Annotated in this window: 21 protein-coding genes; 13 read left to right on the forward strand and 8 right to left on the reverse strand. The window is 68.1% G+C overall.

Going from position 1 to position 20850, the window contains the following annotated elements:
* Positions 1 to 88: 88 nt before the first annotated feature.
* Together GPA27_RS24205 and mtnA are read right to left on the reverse strand one after the other, a co-directional pair.
* Positions 89 to 742, reverse strand: a complete 654-nt coding sequence (locus tag GPA27_RS24205) for a class II aldolase/adducin family protein (RefSeq protein ID WP_169142998.1) — start codon at positions 740 to 742, stop codon at positions 89 to 91.
* Positions 739 to 1806: an S-methyl-5-thioribose-1-phosphate isomerase gene (mtnA, locus tag GPA27_RS24210; RefSeq protein ID WP_169142999.1), complete on the reverse strand. Its 1068-nt coding sequence runs from the start codon at positions 1804 to 1806 to the stop codon at positions 739 to 741. Before mtnA ends, GPA27_RS24205 begins: the two co-directional genes overlap by 4 nt.
* A gap of 372 nt (positions 1807 to 2178) precedes the next feature.
* On the opposite strand from mtnA, the gene GPA27_RS24215 reads away from it, so the two are divergent.
* From GPA27_RS24215 to GPA27_RS24230, 4 genes are read left to right on the forward strand one after another with little or no spacing between them, the layout of a single operon-like run.
* On the forward strand, positions 2179 to 3336 hold the full coding sequence (locus GPA27_RS24215) for a pyridoxal phosphate-dependent aminotransferase (RefSeq protein ID WP_169143000.1): 1158 nt from the start codon (positions 2179 to 2181) through the stop codon (positions 3334 to 3336).
* A gap of 53 nt (positions 3337 to 3389) precedes the next feature.
* Positions 3390 to 3644, forward strand: a complete 255-nt coding sequence (locus GPA27_RS24220; RefSeq protein WP_169143001.1) for a PP0621 family protein — start codon at positions 3390 to 3392, stop codon at positions 3642 to 3644.
* Positions 3645 to 3646: 2 nt separating this feature from the next.
* Entirely contained in the window at positions 3647 to 5215 is a 1569-nt protein-coding gene (locus tag GPA27_RS24225) for a sensor histidine kinase (protein WP_169143002.1), read from the forward strand.
* A complete protein-coding gene (locus tag GPA27_RS24230) occupies positions 5212 to 6603 on the forward strand; it encodes a sigma-54-dependent transcriptional regulator (protein ID WP_169143003.1) in 1392 nt (463 codons plus the stop codon). Before GPA27_RS24225 ends, GPA27_RS24230 begins: the two co-directional genes overlap by 4 nt.
* A gap of 338 nt (positions 6604 to 6941) precedes the next feature.
* Here GPA27_RS24230 and GPA27_RS24235 read toward each other — a convergent pair whose 3' ends face one another.
* Entirely contained in the window at positions 6942 to 7355 is a 414-nt protein-coding gene (locus GPA27_RS24235) for a pilin (RefSeq protein ID WP_169143004.1), read from the reverse strand.
* A 328-nt stretch (positions 7356 to 7683) separates the two neighbouring features.
* Between GPA27_RS24235 and GPA27_RS24240 the strand changes: the two genes are divergently transcribed.
* The gene (locus GPA27_RS24240) at positions 7684 to 7944 is read left to right on the forward strand and encodes a hypothetical protein (RefSeq protein ID WP_211165209.1); all 261 of its coding nucleotides are present in this window, start codon (positions 7684 to 7686) and stop codon (positions 7942 to 7944) included.
* 30 nt (positions 7945 to 7974) lie between these two features.
* Positions 7975 to 8193 carry a type II toxin-antitoxin system RelE family toxin gene (locus GPA27_RS24245; RefSeq protein ID WP_246261439.1) on the forward strand — a complete coding sequence of 73 codons (219 nt, stop codon included), beginning with the start codon at positions 7975 to 7977 and terminating at the stop codon, positions 8191 to 8193.
* A 69-nt stretch (positions 8194 to 8262) separates the two neighbouring features.
* Here the strand turns inward: GPA27_RS24245 and GPA27_RS24250 are convergent, their stop codons facing one another.
* From GPA27_RS24250 to GPA27_RS24265, 4 genes are all read right to left on the reverse strand, one after another.
* Positions 8263 to 11409 carry an efflux RND transporter permease subunit gene (locus GPA27_RS24250; protein WP_169143005.1) on the reverse strand — a complete coding sequence of 1049 codons (3147 nt, stop codon included), beginning with the start codon at positions 11407 to 11409 and terminating at the stop codon, positions 8263 to 8265.
* A gap of 12 nt (positions 11410 to 11421) precedes the next feature.
* On the reverse strand, positions 11422 to 12963 hold the full coding sequence (locus tag GPA27_RS24255; RefSeq protein WP_169143006.1) for an efflux RND transporter periplasmic adaptor subunit: 1542 nt from the start codon (positions 12961 to 12963) through the stop codon (positions 11422 to 11424).
* Positions 12960 to 14315 (reverse strand): TolC family protein, encoded by a 1356-nt coding sequence (locus tag GPA27_RS24260; RefSeq protein ID WP_169143007.1) that lies wholly within the window; start codon positions 14313 to 14315, stop codon positions 12960 to 12962. The genes GPA27_RS24255 and GPA27_RS24260 overlap by 4 nt, the downstream gene beginning before the upstream one ends.
* 307 nt (positions 14316 to 14622) lie before the next feature.
* Positions 14623 to 14982: a copper-binding protein gene (locus GPA27_RS24265; protein ID WP_169143008.1), complete on the reverse strand. Its 360-nt coding sequence runs from the start codon at positions 14980 to 14982 to the stop codon at positions 14623 to 14625.
* Between the two features lie 156 nt (positions 14983 to 15138).
* On the opposite strand from GPA27_RS24265, the gene GPA27_RS24270 reads away from it, so the two are divergent.
* The 7 genes from GPA27_RS24270 to GPA27_RS24300 all read left to right on the forward strand — a co-directional run bounded on the left by GPA27_RS24270 (position 15139) and on the right by GPA27_RS24300 (position 19910).
* The gene (locus tag GPA27_RS24270; RefSeq protein ID WP_169143009.1) at positions 15139 to 15810 is read left to right on the forward strand and encodes a heavy metal response regulator transcription factor; all 672 of its coding nucleotides are present in this window, start codon (positions 15139 to 15141) and stop codon (positions 15808 to 15810) included.
* On the forward strand, positions 15810 to 17291 hold the full coding sequence (locus GPA27_RS24275; RefSeq protein WP_169143010.1) for a heavy metal sensor histidine kinase: 1482 nt from the start codon (positions 15810 to 15812) through the stop codon (positions 17289 to 17291). Before GPA27_RS24270 ends, GPA27_RS24275 begins: the two co-directional genes overlap by 1 nt.
* A 13-nt stretch (positions 17292 to 17304) precedes the next feature.
* The gene (locus tag GPA27_RS24280; RefSeq protein WP_169143011.1) at positions 17305 to 17775 is read left to right on the forward strand and encodes a DUF411 domain-containing protein; all 471 of its coding nucleotides are present in this window, start codon (positions 17305 to 17307) and stop codon (positions 17773 to 17775) included.
* A gap of 43 nt (positions 17776 to 17818) precedes the next feature.
* Positions 17819 to 18154 carry a hypothetical protein gene (locus GPA27_RS24285; protein ID WP_169143012.1) on the forward strand — a complete coding sequence of 112 codons (336 nt, stop codon included), beginning with the start codon at positions 17819 to 17821 and terminating at the stop codon, positions 18152 to 18154.
* Positions 18144 to 18611 (forward strand): c-type cytochrome, encoded by a 468-nt coding sequence (locus GPA27_RS24290; protein ID WP_256223106.1) that lies wholly within the window; start codon positions 18144 to 18146, stop codon positions 18609 to 18611. Before GPA27_RS24285 ends, GPA27_RS24290 begins: the two co-directional genes overlap by 11 nt.
* A gap of 271 nt (positions 18612 to 18882) precedes the next feature.
* Entirely contained in the window at positions 18883 to 19590 is a 708-nt protein-coding gene (locus tag GPA27_RS24295; protein WP_169143014.1) for an AzlC family ABC transporter permease, read from the forward strand.
* The gene (locus GPA27_RS24300; protein WP_169143015.1) at positions 19584 to 19910 is read left to right on the forward strand and encodes an AzlD domain-containing protein; all 327 of its coding nucleotides are present in this window, start codon (positions 19584 to 19586) and stop codon (positions 19908 to 19910) included. The genes GPA27_RS24295 and GPA27_RS24300 overlap by 7 nt, the downstream gene beginning before the upstream one ends.
* Positions 19911 to 19935: 25 nt before the next feature.
* Here GPA27_RS24300 and GPA27_RS24305 read toward each other — a convergent pair.
* A partial coding sequence (locus GPA27_RS24305; RefSeq protein ID WP_246261441.1) for a bestrophin family protein occupies positions 19936 to 20850 on the reverse strand: 915 nt, incomplete at its 5' end.

A 20850-nucleotide genomic window follows, 5' to 3' on the forward strand; every position in this document is an offset into this window, starting at 1 on the left:
GGGGATGGGTGGACTCCGCAGCGTCCGCAAGAAACCCATCCCCATCCTGTCCTTCCCCTTGAAGGGGAAGGAACCTGCTAATCCAGTACTAGCCCGACCGCGGCTTGCCGTACCAGCGGAAGCGCTCGACGACCTCGGCCATTTCGGCTTCCGACAGCAGCACCGGTTCACCAAGCTGGCGGGTACGCCAGTACTGCTCGCACAGCGTCTCGAACTCGATCGCGAGATCGAGTGCGTTGTCGAGATCGCGGCCGAATACGAGCATGCCGTGATTCGCCATCAGGCAGGCCGAGCGTCCGTCCATCGCGGCTAGGATGTTGTCCGACAGTTCCTGCGTGCCGAAGGTCGCGTAGCGCGCGCAGCGCACGGTGTTGCCGCCGAAGCGCGCGATCATGTAGTGGAAGGGCGGGATCTCGATGCGCTGGCACGCGAGGGAGGTCGCGAAGGGCGCGTGTGCGTGCAGGATCGCGCCCGCTTCCGGGCGTCGCGCGTAGAGGTCGTGGTGAAAGCGCCATTCGCTCGACGGTGCGAGCCGGCCGCTGGCCGTTCCATCCCCGGCGACGATCACCATGTCGTCGGGCGTGCAGGCGGTGGGCGGCATGCCGCTCGGGGTGATCAGCATGCCGCCGTCGATGCGCACGCTGACGTTGCCCGCAGTGCCGGTGTTGAGTCCGGCCGCGCTCATCGCGTGCGCGGTCGCGAGGAATTGCTCGCGCAGCTTGATATCGACCGTGAGGCTCATCGCGCCGTATCCGGATACAGGTCGCGCAACCGTCCGGGGGCGCACACGCCGCGCTCGGTGATGATGCCGGTGATGCAGCCGGCAGGCGTCACGTCGAAGGCGGGGTTGGCCGCGGCGGTGGTTTCGGGGGCGAGGCGCAGGCTTTTCACCGCGCCGTCGTTGTCGAGGCCGAGCACCGTGCACACTTCGGCCGTGCCGCGGTCCTCGATCGGGATCGCGCTGCCGTCGGCGCAGCCGAAATCGACGGTCGAGAACGGGGCGGCAATATAGAAGGGCACGCCGTGTTCGCGCGCGGCGAGCGCCTTGAGATAGGTCCCCACCTTGTTCGCGGCATCGCCATTGGCCGCGACGCGGTCCGCGCCGGTGATCACGACGTCGACCTCGCCACGCGCGAGGAGGATCCCGGCCGCGTTGTCGGCGATGAGGCGCAGCGGTACGCCCGCTTCGCGCAGTTCCCACGCGGTCAGGAGGCCCTGGTTGCGCGGGCGGGTCTCGCTGACCCACACCTCGACCGCGAGGCCGCGCGCCTGCGCCTCGTACACGGGCGCGAGCGCGGTGCCGGCGCCGCAGGTGGCGAGCCAGCCGGCGTTGCAGTGGGTCATCACGCGCAGCGGGCGGTCGAGTGCGGCGGCGAGGCGTTCGAGGATCGCAACACCGTGTCCACCGATCGCCGCGCACATCTCGGCGTCGTCACGATGGATCGCCTCGGCTTCGCGCCAGGCTGCCGCGGAGCGTTCGGCGGCGGCAAGGGGGCTAAGGCGCTCGCGCATCTGTCCGAGTGCCCAGTGCAGGTTCACGGCGGTCGGCCGGGTTGCCGCGAGCGTCGTCAGTGCATGGTCGAGGCGGGCGTCGCTCGCATCGGTCGCGAGCGCGATCGCGACGCCATAGGCGGCCGTCGCGCCGATGAGGGGGGCGCCGCGGACCTGCATCGAGTGAATCGCGGTCGCGACCTCGTCGAGCGTCGCCAGGCGGCGCAGTTCGCAGGCGTGCGGCAGCAGGGTCTGGTCGAGAATGACGACGGCGTCGCCGTCGCGGCGGATCGTGGGGATGGGCTGGGTAAACATGGGGGTATTTTAGCCGTGCGGGCGGTGCGACTGTTGAGTTCGGGGCTTGCCCGCATGTCGGGAGGTGTCCGCGGTCGCAGAACGGTTCCCGACGCGGGGGGCGCGTTTGTCCGCCGGGCAGGCGCTCGCGGCCTTCGGCTTCCCGGTACAGGACGGCTTGCGGGGGAGTCGGTGCAAACTCGCCCGCTGCGCGGGCTCAGACATGCACCGCCTTGTTTCCCCCGCAAACCGCCCTGCACCGGCGCTCGCGGACAGCCCCGCGGACAAACGCGCCCCCACGGGTGAGCCGCGTGCAAAACTGCATGTGTGGCTGATTGGTGAATGTGACGGGCTCTGCCAGAATGCTCCGATCCACCACACGACCTGCACGCCATGCCGCACTTCCCCGCCCCTGTCGATTCCCGCCTGCCGAATGTTGGCACGACCATCTTCACCGTGATGTCGCGCCTGGCGCAGGAGTGCGGGGCGATCAACCTGTCGCAGGGGTTTCCGGACTTCAATGCCGAGGACGTGCTGTTCGAGCGTGTCGCGCACTGGATGCGCGCGGGGTACAACCAGTACGCGCCGATGGCTGGCGTGGCACCGCTGCGCGAGGCGATCGCGCGCAAGGTTGCCGCGCTCTATGGCACGGAATACCACCCCGAGGCCGAGGTCACCGTGACGGCCGGTGCGACGCAGGCGCTATTCACGGCGGTCGCGGCGCTGGTGCATCCGGGCGACGAGGTGATCGTGTTCGAACCCGTGTATGACTCGTACGCCCCGGCGATCGAGTTGCAGGGCGGGCGCGTCGTGCGCATGCAGTTGGCGGCGCCGGACTATCGGCCGGACTGGGGGGCGGTGGCGGAGGCGATCACGCCGCGTACGCGCATGATCATGATCAATAGCCCGCACAATCCGACGGCGACGGTGTGGACGGCTGGCGACATGGCGCGGCTGGCGGCGCTGACGCACGGGACCGGCATCGTGATCGTCTCGGACGAGGTCTATGAGCACATCGTCTTCGACGGCCGGCGTCATGAGAGCTGCGCCCGTCATCCGGAACTGGCCGCGCGCAGCCTCATCGTGTCGAGCTTCGGCAAGACTTACCACATCACCGGCTGGAAGGTCGGTTACGTTGTCGGGCCGCGCGAGCTGATGGTGGAGTTCCGCAAGGTGCATCAGTTCAACGTGTTCACCGTGAACACGCCGGTGCAACTCGCGCTGGCCGACTACATGGCGGATGCGTCGCGCCACGAGCAGCTGGCGGCCTTCTATGAGGCCAAGCGCGACTTCTTCCGCGAGGCGGTTGCCGGTTCGCGCTTCGAGTTGTTGCCGTCATCCGGCACCTATTTCCAGCTCGCGCGCTACGCCGCGATCTCGGACGAGCCCGATACCGCCTTCGTGCAGCGGCTCACGCGCGAGACGGGCGTCGCGGCGATTCCCGTGTCCGCCTTCTTCGCCGACGGCCGCGACGAGCGTGTGATCCGCTTCTGCTTCGCGAAGAACGAGGCGACGCTGGCGGCAGCCTGCGAACGCCTGCGGCAGGTCTGATGCGGGGCGCGTGCTAAACTCCGTCGGCTCATATCCCGCTCACGTCCTTCATCGTGCGAAACCTGCTCCTCTTCGTCCTCGTTCTGGTCGGCATCTGGTGGGTGCGTCGTGCCCTGAACCGGCCGCGCGACGGGCGCGGGTCGGCCGGCAAGCAGGCCGGCGAGGGCCGGAAGGGCGCGCTCGAACGCATGCTCGGCTGTGACCATTGCGGTGTACACGTGCCGGAAAGCGAAGGCGTTCGCGACGGGGAGCTCTTCTTCTGCTGCGAGGAGCATCGCCGGCTGGGCGCGCGTCACCGGGATTCCTGAGGATGCAGGCCGCTGCGGACGAACGCCGTGACCTCGAGCGCCGGGGGCCGCTGCGCTACCTGAACCTCTTCCGCTTGATCCTCGCCGGGCTCTTCGTTGTCGCGGGCCTCGAGCTCAATCTGGGTTCGGACGCCCCGCAAGTCTTCAACGCCGCGGCCCTGGCCTATCTCGCCGCCGTGCTGGCACTCGGATTTCCCGATGCGGCGCGGCGTTTTGGTGTCGACCGGGTCATCACCCTGCAAGTCGTCATCGACATCGGCGTCCTCTCCGCGATGATGTGGGCCAGCGGCGGCTACCGCAGTGGCATGCCGGTGCTGATGATGGTGGTGCTCGCCGGGGCCGGCCTCGTTGCGCAAGGCCGCATGGTGCTCTTCTACGCCGCGCTCGCGACGGTTGCAGTCCTGGCCGAGAACGTCTGGCGGCAGATCGCCGGCGAGCGGGCGGCGGACTTCGTGCAGGTCGCTTTCGTCTGCACCGCCTTCTTCGGCATCGCGATCACGGCGCGCTTCCTCGCACTGCGCGCGAAGGCCAACGAATCGCTCGCGGTGCAGCGCGGCGAGGCGCTCGCCAAGCAGCAGGCCGTCAATGAGCGCATCATCCACGACATGCAGGATGGCGTGCTGGTGGTCGCCGCGGACGGCGTCGTCAGCCAGGCCAATCCGCGTGCCGCGGAGCTGCTGGGACTGACCAGCGTCGACGGCCTGCGCCTGACCGACGTCGACGAGAATTTTGCCGACGTGCCCGCCTGCTGCAGCGTTCCCGAAGGCAGCCTGCGCCGCTTGGGGCCGGGTGGCAAACTGCTGCGTTGCCGTGCCGTCGGCGCGCAGGACGACATTGACGGGCAGGGCGCCGTGGGCGGTGAGACGGTGATCTATCTCACCGATTTCGAGGAAATTCAGACCCATATCCAGCAGCTCAAGCTGGCCGCGCTGGGGCGCCTCACGGCCAGCATGGCGCACGAGATCCGCAATCCGCTGTCTGCCGTCACGCAGGCGGCCGAGCTGTTGACGGAGGAGAAGCGCGGTGAAGTTCAGGTACGCCTCGTGCGCATCATCAACGACAACGCCCGCCGGATCGAGCGGATGATCCGCGACGTGCTGGCACTGGGACGGCGCGAGGAGACGCTGCCCGAGGCATTGCCGCTGGCGTCGTTCGCGTGCGGCCTGCTCGACGAGTTTGCCCTGCGCGGCGGCGCCGAGCGCCAGGTGTTCGCGCTCGACATCCCTGGCGATGCCACCTTCGCGATCGATCGCGCGCACATGCACCAGATCCTCGACAACCTGATCGGCAACGCCCGCCGTTACTGCTCCGGTGCGCCCGGTTCGGTGCAGGTGTACGCCCGCGTCGAGCCCGGCGGACGGGTTGCCGTGCACGTTGTCGACGACGGTCCCGGCATCGCCGAAGCCGACCGCCCGCGCATGTTCGAGCCCTTCTTCACGACGCACCCCAAGGGCACCGGGTTGGGCCTCTACATCTCTCGCGAGCTCGCCGAAGCCAATGGCGCCACGCTCGAATTGCGCGACAATGCGCCCGGCGCCCATTTCGTGCTCACCGGACGGACTCAGCCATGAACACATCCGAACGACGTAACCGCCCCGCCGGAATCGACGTCCTGGTCGTCGACGACGAGGAGGACATCCGCGAAGTTCTGGAACTCTCGCTGCTGCGCATGGGGCTCGCGTGCGATACGGCCGGAACGGTGGAGGAGGCGCGTCGCCTGCTCGGCGAGAAGAACTACCGCCTGTGCCTCACCGACATGCGCCTGCCCGACGGCGACGGCCTGGAACTCGTCGCGCACATCCAGTCGCACGCACCGGGCCTGCCCGTCGCGGTGATCACCGCCTTCGGCAGCATCGAGACGGCGATCCGCGCGCTGAAGTGCGGCGCCTTCGATTTCGTCACCAAACCCGTTGAACTCAAGGCCCTGCGCGAGCTCGTCAGCCACGCCCTGAAGCTGCAGACCGGCGCGGCACAGCCCTCCGGCGCCGGCGGTACGACGCGCACGCTCATCGGCAGCTCCGCGGTGCTGGAGCACCTGCGCGCGCAGATCGCCAAGCTCGCGCGCAATCAGGCCCCGGTGTTCATCCAGGGCGAATCCGGCACCGGCAAGGAGGTGATCGCGCGCCTCATCCATGACCTCGGCCCGCGCGCGGCGGCCCCGTTCGTGCCGGTAAACTGCGGTGCCATTCCGCCCGAACTAATGGAAAGCGAGTTCTTCGGTCACCGCAAGGGGGCCTTCACCGGCGCCGTATTCGACAAGGACGGCCTCTTCCAGGCTGCGCGCGGCGGCACCCTGTTCCTCGACGAGGTCGCCGACCTGCCGCTGGCGATGCAGGTGAAGCTGCTGCGCGCGATCCAGGAGCGTGCGGTGCGCCCGGTCGGCGCCCACGCCGAAGAGTCCGTCGACGTCCGCATCCTGTCTGCTTCGCACCGCGACCTCGCCCAGCTCGTCGCCGACGGCAAGTTCCGCCAGGATCTCTACTTCCGCATCAACGTCATCACGCTGCGCGTGCCCCCGCTGCGCGAACGCCCGGAAGATATCCCCGAGTTGGCCGGACACATCCTCGCGCGGCTCGCCGAGCGCGACGGCGTCCCGCCGCACCGCCTGGCGCTCGACGCCAGCGCCGCGCTGAAGCAGCACGCCTTCCCCGGCAACGTCCGCGAACTCGAAAACCTGCTCGAACGCGCCTGCGCGCTCTGCGACGGCGACGAAATCCGTGCCGGCGACATCGACCTGCACCCGACCGAAGACATCGCCATGCCTTTCAGGGTTTTAGGGGCGGCGGATTCCTGCGTCGTCGATCCGGATGTCGATAGCGGCGAGGACGGAGAGGACGAGCGCGTACGGATTCTGCGGATGCTCGACGAGACCCGCTGGAACCGCTCAGAAGCGGCCCGGCGGTTGGGGATGACGCTGAGGCAGTTGCGCTATCGCTTGCAGAAGTGGGGGATGGAGTAGGTGTCGAGCGGGGGTAGATCTTGACTTGACCCCGGTTCGGGCCCCGAGTTTTCCGAAGGGCACCTCAGGTCTCTGGCAGACGCTAACTTCCCTTGTTTGGCCTGGAAAATGAAAAAGACCGCCGCAGCGGTCTTTTTTGGGGAAATCAGGGGAGAGTCAGGAATATCGTGGTCTGTCCCCGTTTCCCTTCCGAGTCTGACCCCATTTCCCTTTTTTTCTCTTTTCTAATTGAAAAAGACCGCCGGAGCGGTCTTTTTCGGGGAAACAAGGGGAAAGGCTGGAAAATCGTGGTCTGTCCCCTATGTCTCCTATTTCTCCTAGCTCGCGTTGTGTGGCTCTTACTGCTTGCAGAAATTCGCGGCCAGACACGTCCCGCTTTGAACCCATTTAAGCGCGCCGCCGTCGACCGACGGGGTCAGAATGGAAGTGTAGCCGCCGCCAGCCGCGATCGCCGTTACGGTAACTACGCCATCAACAACAGTGAGGGACGCGACGTTAGCGGGCATTGCAGCGGGCACAGCCGGAACATCATTTACACCGGCATCACAGTCAGCGATGTTCGCGATGCCGCGATTATTGATACATTCCGCGACGCCAAGCTTATACGCATTCCCTACGGACACGCTTTCCGCAAAACGTGCCTTGCGCGTGTAATCCTGATAAGCCGGCAGCGCCACCGCCGCCAAAATACCGATAATCGCCACAACGATCATCAGTTCGATCAGGGTAAAGCCTTGTTGAACCTTTTTCATGATGCTCTCCTTGATGGAAACCACGGAAAACCCGCTTGGTATCCCTAACGCAACGGCTGTGCCAGGTTCCGTCAAGTACGAGCGTACCACGTGTTAAAGTCACGAAATTCATGGAAATACAATGAGATGCCGCGTTTGCGTCGTTGATGGACCAGAATCCACTCCCGCCCGCATCCGTGAAAATTGTCACAATTTGCGTCAAGCTACGACAGGGGCCGCCAGGTGGGTTGTCAGGGTTTGACAATGTCACGCGCGCGTCCGGGACGTTGTCCAGTGCGTGTCACCTGAGGCGCCGTCGCTTGCTTGTTGTCTCAACATTTTGGCGCTAATGCGCAAGATCATTCGGGAGAAATTGATATGGCCTCGGTACAAGCACGCGCCACGGTATATATGGATTCTGCCTTGCACAGGGCTTCGCCTGAAGGCGGCGGCCACGCACCGTTCGATTTCGGACATCGTTGCTGATGCAGTGCGCGAGTCGTTGCGCGAGGATGAGGAAGATCTTTCCGCGGTGGCGCAACGCGTCAACGAACCTTCGCTTGCATATGAGGCGTTTCTGGCGCAATTGAAGGCGGATGGAACGCTTTGAGCTCCGCTTCAAGCGGTCCTGGCGAAGGACTTGCGGGCAATTCCGCGCGACGACGTGAGCCGCCTCCTGGCGCGTGCTGAACTCTCTCGTGACATTTCCCGCCCGCCGGAGAGTGAAAAGCTGTCGCGTCACGAGTTATATCGGGTGCGGCAGGGAAGCTACCGTATCGTCTATTCCATCGACGATGGCGCGGTGGTGGTAGATGTCATCAAGATCGGCCATCGGCGAGAGATCTATCGCGGGCTATGAGTCCGGTCGGGAAACGCGAAAAACGGGTTTCGGCGGCACAAACTGGCCACAACGCTACATCGTGAACGTTCAGGCGACAGCGGCCGATTTGAGTTCCCGCCGCAGCCGCCACTCCTTCACCAGCGCATAGATCGCCGGAATCACCCCCAGCGTCAGCACCGTCGATGACAGCATCCCCCCGACCATCGGCGCGGCGATGCGGCTCATGACTTCGGAGCCGGTGCCGGTGCCCCACATGATTGGCAGGAGACCCGCGATGATCGCGACCACCGTCATCATCTTGGGGCGCACGCGCTCGACGGCGCCTTCCATGATCGCGTGGTAGAGGTCGGTGGCGTCGGGCTGGCGGCCTTCGGCGAGGCGTTTGGCGCGGATGGCTTCCCAGGCGTGGTCGAGGTAGATCAGCATGACGACGCCGGTTTCGGCGGCGACGCCGGCGAGCGCGATGAAGCCCACTGCCACCGCGACGCTCATGTTGTAGTCGAGCCACCACATCAGCCAGATGCCGCCGACCAGCGCGAAGGGCACCGAGAGCATGACGATGAGGGTCTCGGTGAGGCGGCGGAAGTTGAGGTAAAGCAGCAGGAAGATGATCGCGAGCGTCAGCGGGACGACGACGACGAGCTTTTCCTTGGCGCGCTCCATGTATTCGAACTGGCCGCTCCAGGTGGCGTAGTAGCCGGGCGGGAAGTCGACCTTCTCGGTGACGGCGCGGCGGGCGTCGGCGACGTAGGAGCCGATGTCGCGGTCGCGGATGTCGACGAAGACGTAGGCGGCGAGGAGCGCGTTTTCGGTGCGGATCGCCGGGGCGCCTTTCGTGAGCGAGACCTTGGCGAGCTGGCCGAGCGGCAGGTTGCCGCCGGCGGGCAGCGGCACGAAGACTTCCGCGGCGATGCGGCGTGGGTCGTCGCGCAGGTCGCGCGGGTAGCGCACGGCGACGGTGTAGCGTTCAAGGCCTTCGACGGTGGTGGTGACGGGTTCGCCGCCCAGCGCGGTGGCGACGACCATCTGGAAGTCGTCGACGGTGATGCCGTAGCGCGCGAGCTGGACGCGGTCGGGCGTGATGTCGAGGTAGAAGCCGCCGGTGACGCGCTCGGCGTAGGCGCTGGTGGTGCCGGGGACGTCGCGCACGGCGGCTTCGACTTCACGCGCGAGGCGTTCGATGGTGGCGAGGTCCTTGCCGAAGACCTTCACGCCGATCGGGGTGCGGATGCCGGTGGAGAGCATGTCGAGGCGGGCCTTGATCGGCATGGTCCAGGAGTTGGCGACGCCCGGGAACTTGAGCGCGGCGTCCATCTCGGCGATGAGCTTGTCGGTCGTCATGCCGGGACGCCATTCAGATTCGGGCTTGAGGTTGATGACGGTCTCGAACATCTCCAGCGGCGCGGGGTCGGTGGCGCTGTTGGCGCGCCCGGCCTTGCCGTACACGGACTCGACTTCGGGGAAGGTCTTGATGATGCGGTCGGTGGTCTGCAGCAGCTCGCCGGCCTTGGTGACCGACATGCCGGGCAGCGACGCGGGCATGTAGAACAGCGTGCCTTCGTTGAGCGTCGGCATGAACTCGGCGCCGATGCGGGTGGCGGGGAAGATCGTGATCGCCATCGAGATCGCAGCGGCGATCAGGGTCAGCCAGCGGTGGCGCATGACCCACGCGATGATGGGGCGGTAGAGCCAGATCAGCGCGCGGTTCACCGGGTTCTTCGCCTCCGGCATGATGCGGCCGCGGATGAAGAGCATCATGAGCACCGGCACGAGGGTCACGGACAGCAGTGCCGCGCCGGCCATCGCGAAGGTCTTGGTGAAGGCGAGCGGCGAGAACATGCGGCCTTCCTGGCCTTCGAGCGTGAACACCGGCAGGAAGGAGACGGTGATGATCAGCAGCGAGAAGAACAGCGCGGGGCCGACTTCCTTGCAGGCGCGGATCATCGCCTCGGCGCGCGCCGCGTGCGGGGCGTCGTCGGGGACCTGTTCGAGGCGCTTGTGGGCGTTCTCGATCATCACGATCGCAGCGTCGACCATCGCGCCGATGGCGATGGCGATGCCGCCCAGGCTCATGATGTTGGAGCCGAGGCCGAGGGAATGCATCGCGATGAAGGCGATGAGGATGCCGATCGGCAGGGTGATGATGGCGACCAGCGCGCTGCGGACGTGCATCAGGAAGATGATGCACACGGCGGCGACGATCACGCTTTCCTCGATCAGCGTCGTCTTGAGGTTGGCGATGGCGCGTTCGATCAGCGTCGAGCGGTCGTAGACCGGGACGATGGAGGTGCCTTCGGGGAGACCCGCGGAGATCTCGGTGATCTTGGCCTTGACGTTGGCGATCACTTCCAGCGCGTTCTGGCCGAAGCGCGCCATGACGATGCCGGAGGCCACTTCGCCCTCGCCGTTGAGCTCGGCGATGCCGCGGCGCTCGGCCGGCACCATCTCGACGCGCGCGATGTCGCGCACCAGCACCGGCGTGCCGCCCTCGCTCTTGAGCACGAGGTTGCCGATGTCCTCGGCGTTCCTGAGGTAGCCGCGGCCGCGCACCATGTACTCGGTTTCGGCCAGTTCGACGACGCGCCCGCCGACGTCGCGGTTGGAGGCGCGGATGACCTGTGCGACGCGGTCGAGCGGGATGGCGTAGGTGGCGAGGCGGTGCGGATCGACGGTGACCTGGTATTCCTTGACGAAGCCGCCGAGGCTCGCGACTTCGGCGACGCCGTGGGCCTTGGTGAGCTGGTAGCGCACGTACCAGTCCTGCAGGCTGCGCAATTCGGCGAGCGAGCGGTCCTTGCCGGTGAGCGCGTATTGATAGACCCAGCCGACGCCGGTCGCGTCGGGCCCGATCTGCGGCGCGACGCCCGTGGGCATGCGGCCGGCGGCCGAGGACAGGTATTCGAGCACGCGCGAACGCGCCCAGTAGATGTCGGTGCCGTCCTCGAAGATCACGTACACATAGGACGCGCCGAACATCGAGAAGCCGCGCACGACCTTGGCCTTCGGTACGGCGAGCAAGGCGGTCGTGAGTGGGTAGGTGACCTGGTCCTCGACGACCTGCGGCGCCTGGCCGGGGAAGTCGGCGTAGACGATGACCTGCACGTCGGAGAGGTCGGGTAGGGCGTCCACCGGGGTCTGTTTCAGCGCATAGAGGCCGGCGGCGCTGACGAACAGCGTTGCGAGCAGGACGAGGAAGACGTTGCGCGCGGACCAGTCGATGAGGCGGTTGAGCATGCGGGTGACCCCTCAGTGTCCCTTGTGCCCGCCGGTGGCAGCTGCGGGCTCGATGCGCGTGATCGCGAATTCGCCCGGCGTTCGCTGTTCGAACTCGAAGCGGATCGGGGTGCCCGGCGCAACGCCCTTGGCGACATCCGGCGAGGCCAAGTTGAAGTCCATCGTCATCGGCGGCCACTTCAGCGCGGGGATTGCGCCGTGGGTGATGCTGACGGTGCCGGCGGAGGTGTCGATGGCATCCAGGGTGCCGTCGGCCGAGTAGTGCGGCACGGCCGTGCCTTCGTCCTTGCCGGCGGTGAAGGTCGCGAGCGCGGCGCGCAGGTTGCTTTCGGCATCGATCAGGAAGTTTGCCGATACGACGACGCGGTCGCCGGCGGCGATGCCTTCGATGATCTCGATGTGATCGCTGCCGCGGCGGCCGACCTTGACCGCCTTCGGCAGGAAGCGACCTTCGTCCTGCGCGACGAGCACGACCTGGCGCTCGCCGCTGTCGATCATCGCGGAGGCGGGGATGGTCAGCACGGGGGCAGCCTTGCCGGTGGCGACCTCGGCGTGCGCGAAGAGGCCCGGGCGCAGGAGCCCTTCGGGGTTCGCGAGTTCGAGGCGGATGGACACGGTGCGGGTCGCGGCGTCGAGCGTCGGATACAGGTAGGCGACCTTCGCGGGGAAGCTGCGCCCGGGGAAGGCGTCGAGCGTCACGGTTGCCGGCTGGCCGGGTTTTACGCGTGCGAGGTCGCGCTCATACACGTCGGCGAGCACCCAGACGCTCGACATATCGGCGATGCGGTAGAGCGCCTCGCCGGGCATGAAGCGCATGCCCGCGACGGCCTTCTTCTCCAGCACGATGCCGTTGGCGGGCGAGGTGAAGGTGAGGCGTCCGTTGCCGGCCTTGGCTCCCTCGGGCAGCTTCATCTGCCAGTTCGAGACGCGTGCGCGGGTGGCGTCCGCAAGGCGGCGGGCCGATTCGGCGGCTGCCGGGTCGGCCGCGGCGTCGCGCTGCAGGCGCTCGGCGATCTGCAGTTCGCTGCCGGCCGACACCAGTTCCGGGCTGTACACCGAGAACAGCGCCTGGCCGCGGCGCACCGGGTCGCCGCTGGCGCTGACGTGCAGGCGCTCGATCCAGCCTTCGAAGCGCGGCGCGACGTCGACGGTGGTGCGCTCGTTGATGGCGACACGGCCGACGACGCGGACGGGTTCGTCGAGCGCGCGCAGCTCGGCGATCGCCGTGCGCACGCCCAGCGTCTGCAGGCGCGACGGGCTCACGGTGACGGCGCCGGTGTCGTCGGCGCCAGCGTCCTCGCCTTCATACACCGGGATGTAGTCCATGCCCATGGAGTCCTTCTTCGGCTCCGGCGAGGTGTCGGGCAGGCCCATCGGGTTGCGGTAGTACAGGATCTTCTTGCCGCCCGCCTTATCCGCGGGCGCCGTGGCATCGGCCGACACGGCGGGGGCGGGGGCGGGATGGTCCGCGTTGCGGGTGCCGGCGAAGTAGCCGGTGGCGAGGGCGAGCGCGACCGCAGCGGCGCCGGCGGCGAGTTGTACGGCGGGCTTCACAGGGCTTCTCCGACCAGTTTCTCGATTTCGTATAGGGCCATGCGCGCCTCGACTTCCGACTGCAGCAGGCTCATGCGGGTGTCGACCAGCTGGCGCTCCGCTTCGAGCACCGCGTCGAAGTCGGCGCGGCCGGTCTCGAAGGCCGCGCGCGTCGCGTCGCGTGTCGCCTGCGCCTGCGGCAGCAGGGTGGCGCGGATGAGGCGCTGGCTTTCCCGGCTGCTCGTGTAGTTCGCCCAGGCGGCGCCGAGTTCGCCCGCGAGGCGCGCGCCGGTCGCCTCGCGCTTCGCGTCGGCGGCCGTGAGCATGTGGGCGGCTTCGCGCTCGCGGGCGCGGCGCGCAGACTGCTGCAGCGGGATCATCACTTCGAACATCAGGTCCCAGGATTGGTCCTCGCCGCGCGGGCGGTTGTTCGTGAGGCCGATCGAGTAGTCGGGGTAGCGGTCGGCCCAGGTGCGCTCGCGTTCCAGGCGGGCGGCTTCGATGCCGCGTTCGTCTGCCGCGAGGGCAGGGTTGGTGCTGCGGGCGCGATCGACGAGGGCAGGAAGGTCGAGTGTCTCGGGCAGGGTGGGCGGTTCGGCAGGGGCCGCGAGCGGGCTGTGCGGGGCGCGGGCGAGCAGGCCGTTGAGGGCCGCAACGGCGCCGCGGCGGCGCTGTTCGATGCCGACCTGTGCGAGGCGCTGGCTGGTGATCTCGCGCTGGGCGCGCAGCACCGCCTGCTGCGGGGCGATGCCCTGGCGGTAACGTGCGAGGGTGGCTTCCTCGAGGCCGCCGAGCAGCGCGAGCGATTCCCGCGCGAGGGCGGCTTCGCGGTCGGCCGCGTAGTAGCGCAGCCACGCCTGCTTGATGGTCAGGGCGAGATCCAGCCAGGCGGCGTCGAGTCCGGCCGCGGCCTGCTCGGCCTTGGCGGCGGCGGTGCGGCTCTGCAGGTCGCGCTTGCCCCAGCCCGGCAGCGGCTGGATGAAGCGGTAGCGGGTCTCGCCGACGCGGCCGGGCACCAGCGTCGTGCCGCCGCCGCGCATCTCGTTGGTGAAGTCCATCAGTTCGACCTGGACGTTCGGGTCGGGCAGGGCGCCGGCGGAGTCGATGCGTTCGCGTGCGGCCGCGGTTTCGGCGCGCTGGGCGGCGAAGGACGGGTTCGTGTTGCGGGCGTGTTCCAGCAGGCCGGCGATGTCGGCGCCGAGGGGGGCGGCCGGGTTGGCTGCAGCGGCGGCGGACGGTGCGACCGGGAAGGTCCGGGCTAGTGGCGGGGCGGCGTCCTGGGCATGGACCGTCGTCGCGACGGCCAGCAGGCTTGCGATCAGCAGCGAGGTTGGTGCGTGCGGCCGGTGCGTTCCTGCGTTGGACGAGTTCATCGTCTGGACTCCGCGAAAGTGTTGTTGTTTTCGGCGGCGGCCGTTGCCGTGTTGTTCGTCGCTCGGCCACCTGGTTCCTCCCCTTTCAAGGGGGAGGTTAGGAGGGGGATGAGTTTCCGCCGGACCGGCATTAACCCATCCCCACCCCAACCCGGGAGTCTCCGCTTCGCTCCGCCGTTCCGCAGGCGCGGAGCAGTGCTCCACGAAACCCCTGCTCCACCCCCTTGAAGGGGAGGGAGCGACCGTGCTGCACTCAACCTGACTTCACTTGATTGCTCGCCGGGTTGATAGTCGCCGGAAACGGCCCCTACTTGGCGACTTCGAGTTGCGTGACGCTGAACACGCCGTCGACGCGTTCGGCGGTGAAGCGGATCTTGTCGCCGGCCTTGACCTTGTCGAGCATCGCCGCGTCGGCGGCGCGGAAGGCCATCGTCATCCCCGGCATGCCGAGGTTCTCGAGCGGGCCGTGGGCGATCGTGATCTTCGCGGCCGCCTTGTCGACTTTCTTGACCGTGCCCTCGCTCATCCGCGCAGCGGAGGCGTTCGTCGGTGCGGCGCTCTGCGCCATGTGGTGACTGTGACCGGCGTCATGGCCGCTTTGCGCGAACGCCTGGCCCGCCGAGGCGGCGAAGAGGCCCAGGGTCGCGATCAGAAGCGTGGTTTTCATCGGGAGAGCTCCAAGCATGGCAGGAATTGGGGCCAGTATGAAAAGGGCGTGAGGACAGAATGCTGACTCCGGGGTTACATCTTTGTAATCTTGATCCGCTTCCGGTGCGGGCGGGCACAATGCGTTCCGTGGTGTGATGGTGGCAAGGAGCCAGCGGTGAAGATCCTGATCGTCGAAGACGAGGCCAAGACCGGCGATTATCTCAGGCAGGGACTGTCCGAGGCGGGCTTCGTCGTCGACCTCGCGCGCGACGGCATGGACGGGCTGCACCTCGCGCTGACCGGCGACTACGACCTGATGGTGCTCGACGTAATGCTCCCCGGCCTGGACGGCTGGAGTGTGCTGCAGACGGTGCGCCGCGCGGGGCGCGAGCTGCCGGTGCTGTTCCTGACCGCACGCGACCAGGTCGAGGACCGCGTGCGCGGGCTGGAGCTCGGCGCCGACGACTACCTCGTGAAGCCCTTTGCGTTTTCCGAGCTCCTCGCGCGCGTGCGCACGCTGCTGCGCCGGGGGAAGTCGAAGGAGCCCGAGGTGCTGCGTGCCGCCGACCTCGAGCTGGACCTGCTGCGCCGGCGCGTGACGCGCGGCGGGCAGCGCATCGATCTGACCGCGAAGGAATTCGGCCTGCTGGAGCTGCTGCTGCGCCGCCAGGGCGAGGTGTTGCCGCGCTCGCTGATCGCCTCGCAGGTGTGGGACATGAACTTCGACAGCGACACCAACGTGATCGAGGTCGCGGTGCGCCGACTGCGCGCCAAGGTCGATGACCCGTTTGAGCCCAAGCTGATCCGCACCGTGCGCGGCATGGGTTATGTGCTCGAGGCGCCGTGATGCCGCGCCTGTCGCTGACGCTGCGCCTGACGCTGCTCTTCGGCGGGCTTTTCGCCGCGGTGCTGCTGGGCCTGGGGATCTATATCTCGGCGACGGTCGAGCGTCATTTCGAGGAAGGCGATCTCGTCGAGCTGCACGGCAAGCTCGAACTGGCGCGTTCGGTGCTCGCGCAGGTGGGCGAGGAGGCCGATTTCGCGAACGTCGCGCAGCAACTCGACAGCGCGCTGGTGGGGCACCACAGCCTGTCGATCGCGGTGCTGAGGGACGAAGGCCGCGGCGAGATCCTGTTCGCGTCGTCGGGGGCGGATTTCCCGGCGCAGGCGGCGCGGATCGATCCTGGAGCGGTTGCCGCCGCCTTTCCGCCGGCGCACACGTGGGAGCAGGGCGGGCACATCTACCGCGGTGTCGTTGCGAATGCGCGCACGGGCATCGCCGGCGCCCCGGAGGCGCGCGTCGTGGTGTCGATGGACATCGAGCATCACCGCACCTTCATGCGCGACTTCGAGCGTTCGCTGTGGTTCGCGGTGGCGCTGGCGATCGTCGCGACGGGCCTGCTGGGCGCGGTCGCGGCACGCGGCGGGCTCGCGCCGCTGCGCAAGATGGCGGAGGTCGCGCGCGGCGTGTCGGCGCAGCATCTCGCGGCACGCATCGACACGCGCAGGCTGCCGGTGGAGCTCGAAGCGCTGGCGGGCGAGCTCAACGCGATGATGGCGCGGCTGGAGGACGGTTTCCGGCGCCTGAGCGAGTTCTCGTCGGACATCGCGCACGAGCTGCGTACGCCGGTGAGCAACCTGATGACGCAGACCGAGGTCGCGCTCGGGCGCGCGCGCAGCGCGGACGAATATCGCGAGATCCTGGTGTCGAACCTCGAGGAGTACGAGCGCCTCGCGCGCATGATCGCCGACATGCTGTTCCTCGCGCAGGCGGACAACGGCCTGCTGCCGCGGCCGGCCGAGACGCTGTCGCTCGCCGGGGAGGCGGGCGCGCTGGCGGAGTTCTACGAGGCGCTGGTCGAGGAGAAGGGGCTGCGGCTGGCGGTGGAGGGCGACGCGTGCGTGCAGGGCGACCGGCTGATGCTACGGCGTGCGGTGTCGAACCTGTTGTCGAATGCGCTGCGCCATGCGGCGCCGGGCGGTGTCGTGCGCATCGCGATCGACACGGCGGGGGGCGAGGCGCGGCTCGCGCTCAGCAACCCCGGCGAGACGATCCCGCCCGAACATCTCGCGCGCATCTTCGATCGCTTCCATCGCGTCGACCCGGCGCGCACCCGTCAGGGTGACGGCGCAGGGCTGGGGCTCGCGATCACGCGCTCCATCGTGGAAGCGCACGGCGGCCGCGTCGGCGTGGAATCCGCCGGCGGTCTCACCACTTTCACGCTGTATCTGCCGCTCGCGTCCGCCGATGCGCGATTCGCGGCAGCCGGTGGCCGCGGGACGGAACCTCCGTCTCCCGCAACCGGCCAAACGTCGGCAACCGTCTGAATCCGAGGAAATCATGAAGTCGCATACCCCGTCCCGTCCCGCCCGCCGTTCCCTTGCCTTCGTCGCTACGCTGGCGCTGGCCGCCGCGTTCGCGGCGCCGGTGTTCGCTGCCGGCGAGGAAGTGGTGATGTACAAGGATCCCAACTGCGGCTGCTGCGGCAAGTGGGCCGAGCACATGCGCGCGGCGGGTTTCTCCGTGAAGGAGATCAAGAGCACCGACATGGGCACGATCAAGCGCGAGGCGGGGGTGCCTCAGGCGCAGGCCTCCTGCCATACTGCCAAGGTCGGCGGGTATTTCGTCGAAGGGCATGTGCCGGCGGCCGACGTGAAGCGCCTGCTGGCGGAGAAGCCGAAGGTCGCGGGCATCGCGGCGCCGGGCATGCCGCAGGGCTCGCCCGGGATGGAGGGGCCTTTCCCGGCGGACCGCTACGACGTCGTGAGCGTCACCGCGGACGGCAGGACCCGGGTCTTCGCCAGCCATTGAGCCCGCATTGAGCCTCGTTGCGCGAGGCTCCGGAGAGTCGACCATGTGCAGGAAATTTGCCGCCGCCCTGGGGGCGGCCGTGCTGCTGACGACGAGCGCGGGCGTGTTCGCGCAGCAGGCGGGAACCATCACCGGCGACCGTGCCGGCGACATGACGGCCGACCTTCTTATCGTGCGCCCGCTCGGCGTGGTCGGCACGGTGATCGGCGCCGCGGTGTTCGTCGTCGCGCTGCCCTTCACGCTGCCGACGGGCTCCGCGGGCGATGCGGCGCATGAACTCGTCGGCAAGCCGTTCGAGTACACCTTCAACCGCCCGCTCGGCGACTTCCAGCACTGCGGGGCGGACCGCCACCCGTGCGGCGACCGGCGTGACCCGTAAGGCGGACGGGCGGCTGTATGCTGATGCGCTCGTCGCGGTTGCGCTCGTGGGCTTGGTGGCGGGCTGCGGCGGCCGGGCGGAGGGCCACATAGACCCGAAGGATGCGGAGCAGGTCGCGCGCGGAGAACCGCTGTACCGTCGCCACTGCGCGTCCTGTCACGGCGCGAAGCTCGAAGGCCAGCCCGACTGGCGCCAGCGCAGGGCCGACGGACGGCTGCCCGCGCCGCCGCACGATGCGACCGGCCACACCTGGCATCACCCGAACGAGTTGCTCGTGAACATCGTGCGCGACGGCATGGTGCCGCCGTGGGCGCCCGAGGGCTACGCTAGCGACATGCCGGCGTTCGCCCGCGTGCTGTCCGACGCCGAGATTCGCGCGACGCTGGCCTTCATCCAGAGCACCTGGCCGGCCGAGGTGTGGGCCGCGCGCGCGCAGATGGCGCAGCAGCGGCGCTGAGCGCTCAGGGCTATCGCACCAACTCGCGTAGGGCGGGGGGCGCGCCAGCGTAGCCCGTCAATCCAGGCGTTGGAATCCGTCCGACCGCCGCGTGGCGGGATGCGCCATGCTCGCCCGCCCTACGTATCCCGCCGATTATCGACAAGATCCACTGGCGGCATGACGCCGACTGCATTCGTGCGCTTGCCCTGCGTTGAATGAGCTTCGCCTGCCGATGCTGCGAAAGGACTGGTATGCTAAAGCGCTTTCCCGTTTCGGGTGAGCTTCCCCAATGAACGAATCCTTCAAGCGCGGCGCCCGCGAGGGCCTGACGCTGATGCTGCCGATGTCGGTCGGCCTGCTGCCGTGGGCGATCGTCACCGGCGTCGCGATGCGTTCGACCGGCCTGTCGGCGGTCGAGTCGCTGGGCATGAACCTGATCGTCTATGCGGGCACCGCCCAGCTCGGCACGCTGCCGCTGATCGCCGCCGGCGCGCCGCTGTGGCTGATCTTCATCACCGCGCTGGTGCTCAACCTGCGCTTCGTGATCTTCAGCGCCGCGCTGGCGCCGGCCTTCCACGGCCAGTCGTGGTCGAAGCGCCTGCTGTCGGGCTATCTGCTTGTCGACGGCCTGTTCGTGCTGTGTGCCGACCGGCTGCTGCGCAGCGACGATCCGCACTGGCGCTGGGGCTTCTACGTGGCCCCGGCCATGCTGTGCTGGAGCATGTGGCAGCTCGGAGGGCTCGTCGGCGTGTTCGGCGCGAGCGTGTTCCCGAAGGACTGGTCGCTGGAGTTCATGACGACGATCGCGCTGATGGTGATGCTGGTGCCGATGGTGAAACAGCGCGCGATGCTGGTCGCTGCGCTGGTCGGCGGCCTGGGGGCCGTCCTGTTGCGCGGCTTGCCGCTCAGGCTCGGCGTGATCGCCGGGATCGCCCTGGGCATCGCGGCCGGTTTCGTTGCCGAGCGCTGGTCGGAGAAGCGGAGACAGGCATGGTAGAGGGGGTATGGCTGTGGCTGACGCTGTTCGCGATCGGCTCGACGACGATCCTCACGCGCGGCAGCTTCGTGCTCGGCGGGGAGGGGGCGCGCCTGCCGCCGGCGCTGCAGCGTGCGCTGCGTTATGCGCCCGCCGCGGCGCTGTCCGCGCTGATCATGCCGGACCTGCTGCTCGACGCGGGCGCGTTCGACCCGGCGAATCCCAAGCTTGCCGCCGGGATCGTCGTCGCGCTCGCCGCGGTGCGCTCGCGTAGTCCGTGGCTGCCCTTCATCGCCGGCATGGGCGTGCTGCTCCTGCTGCGCAAGGGGCTGGGCTGGTAGGGAATCCGGGCTGGAGCCTCGGCGCTCAGGTCAGCAGGTAGTTCGCGTCGGGCACTGGGGCGGGCGGCAGGGGCTCGCCGAGCATTTCGCGCAGGCTGGCGTCGATGCCGGCGACCAGCGCGTCGAGCGCCAGATCGTTGGGCATCGTGCCGAAGGGATCGTCGATCTCGTCGCTGAGCGCTTCGAGCGCGAAGAAGGTGTAGGAGACGAAGCACACGATCAGCGGCGTCATGATCCCGATCGAATCCACCAGGCCGAAGGGCAGCAGCATGCAGTAGAAGTAGGCGCTGCGATGCAGGATCACCGAGTAGGTGAAGGGCAGCGGCGTGTTGGCGATGCGCTCGCAGCCGCCGAGCGCGCCGGACAGGTCGTTGAGCGACTGCTCCATCTGCTGCGCGGCGATGGCATCGAGCTCGCCGGCCGTGCGCCGCTCGCGCAGCCATTCGCCCAGCCACAGCAGGATCAGCGCGGGGGCGAAGCGCGCGGTGCGCACGCGTTCGACGAGGTCCATGGGCAGCAGTCCGGCGAGGTCGGTGTCGCGTGGACGTGCGCGCAGCTGGTTGCGCATCGCCGTCGCGAAGCCGACCAGGCCCAGCACGAACGCGCGCTGGGTGTCACGCGGTGTCGCGAGGTTGAGCGCCTGGCGCGCGAGGTTGCGCGCTTCGACGAGCACCGCGCCCCACAGCTTGCGCGCCTCCCAGTAGCGGTCGTAGCTCGCGTTGATGCGGAAGCCGAGGAAGATCGCGAACGCCACGCCCATCAGCGAGAACGGCGTGGCCGTGAGTGTGACCTTCCAGTGGAAGAGCTGTCCGTGCAGCAGCACGACCGCGCAGGACAGCGCGAAGATGAACAGTTGCTGGGACAGGATGCGCGGAACGAGCGAGCCGCGGCGGACGAAAAGCAGATGGACCCAGTGCGGGCGGGGACGGAGGATCACGGC

The organism is Aromatoleum toluolicum, from assembly GCF_012911005.2.
Lineage (GTDB): Bacteria > Pseudomonadota > Gammaproteobacteria > Burkholderiales > Rhodocyclaceae > Aromatoleum > Aromatoleum toluolicum.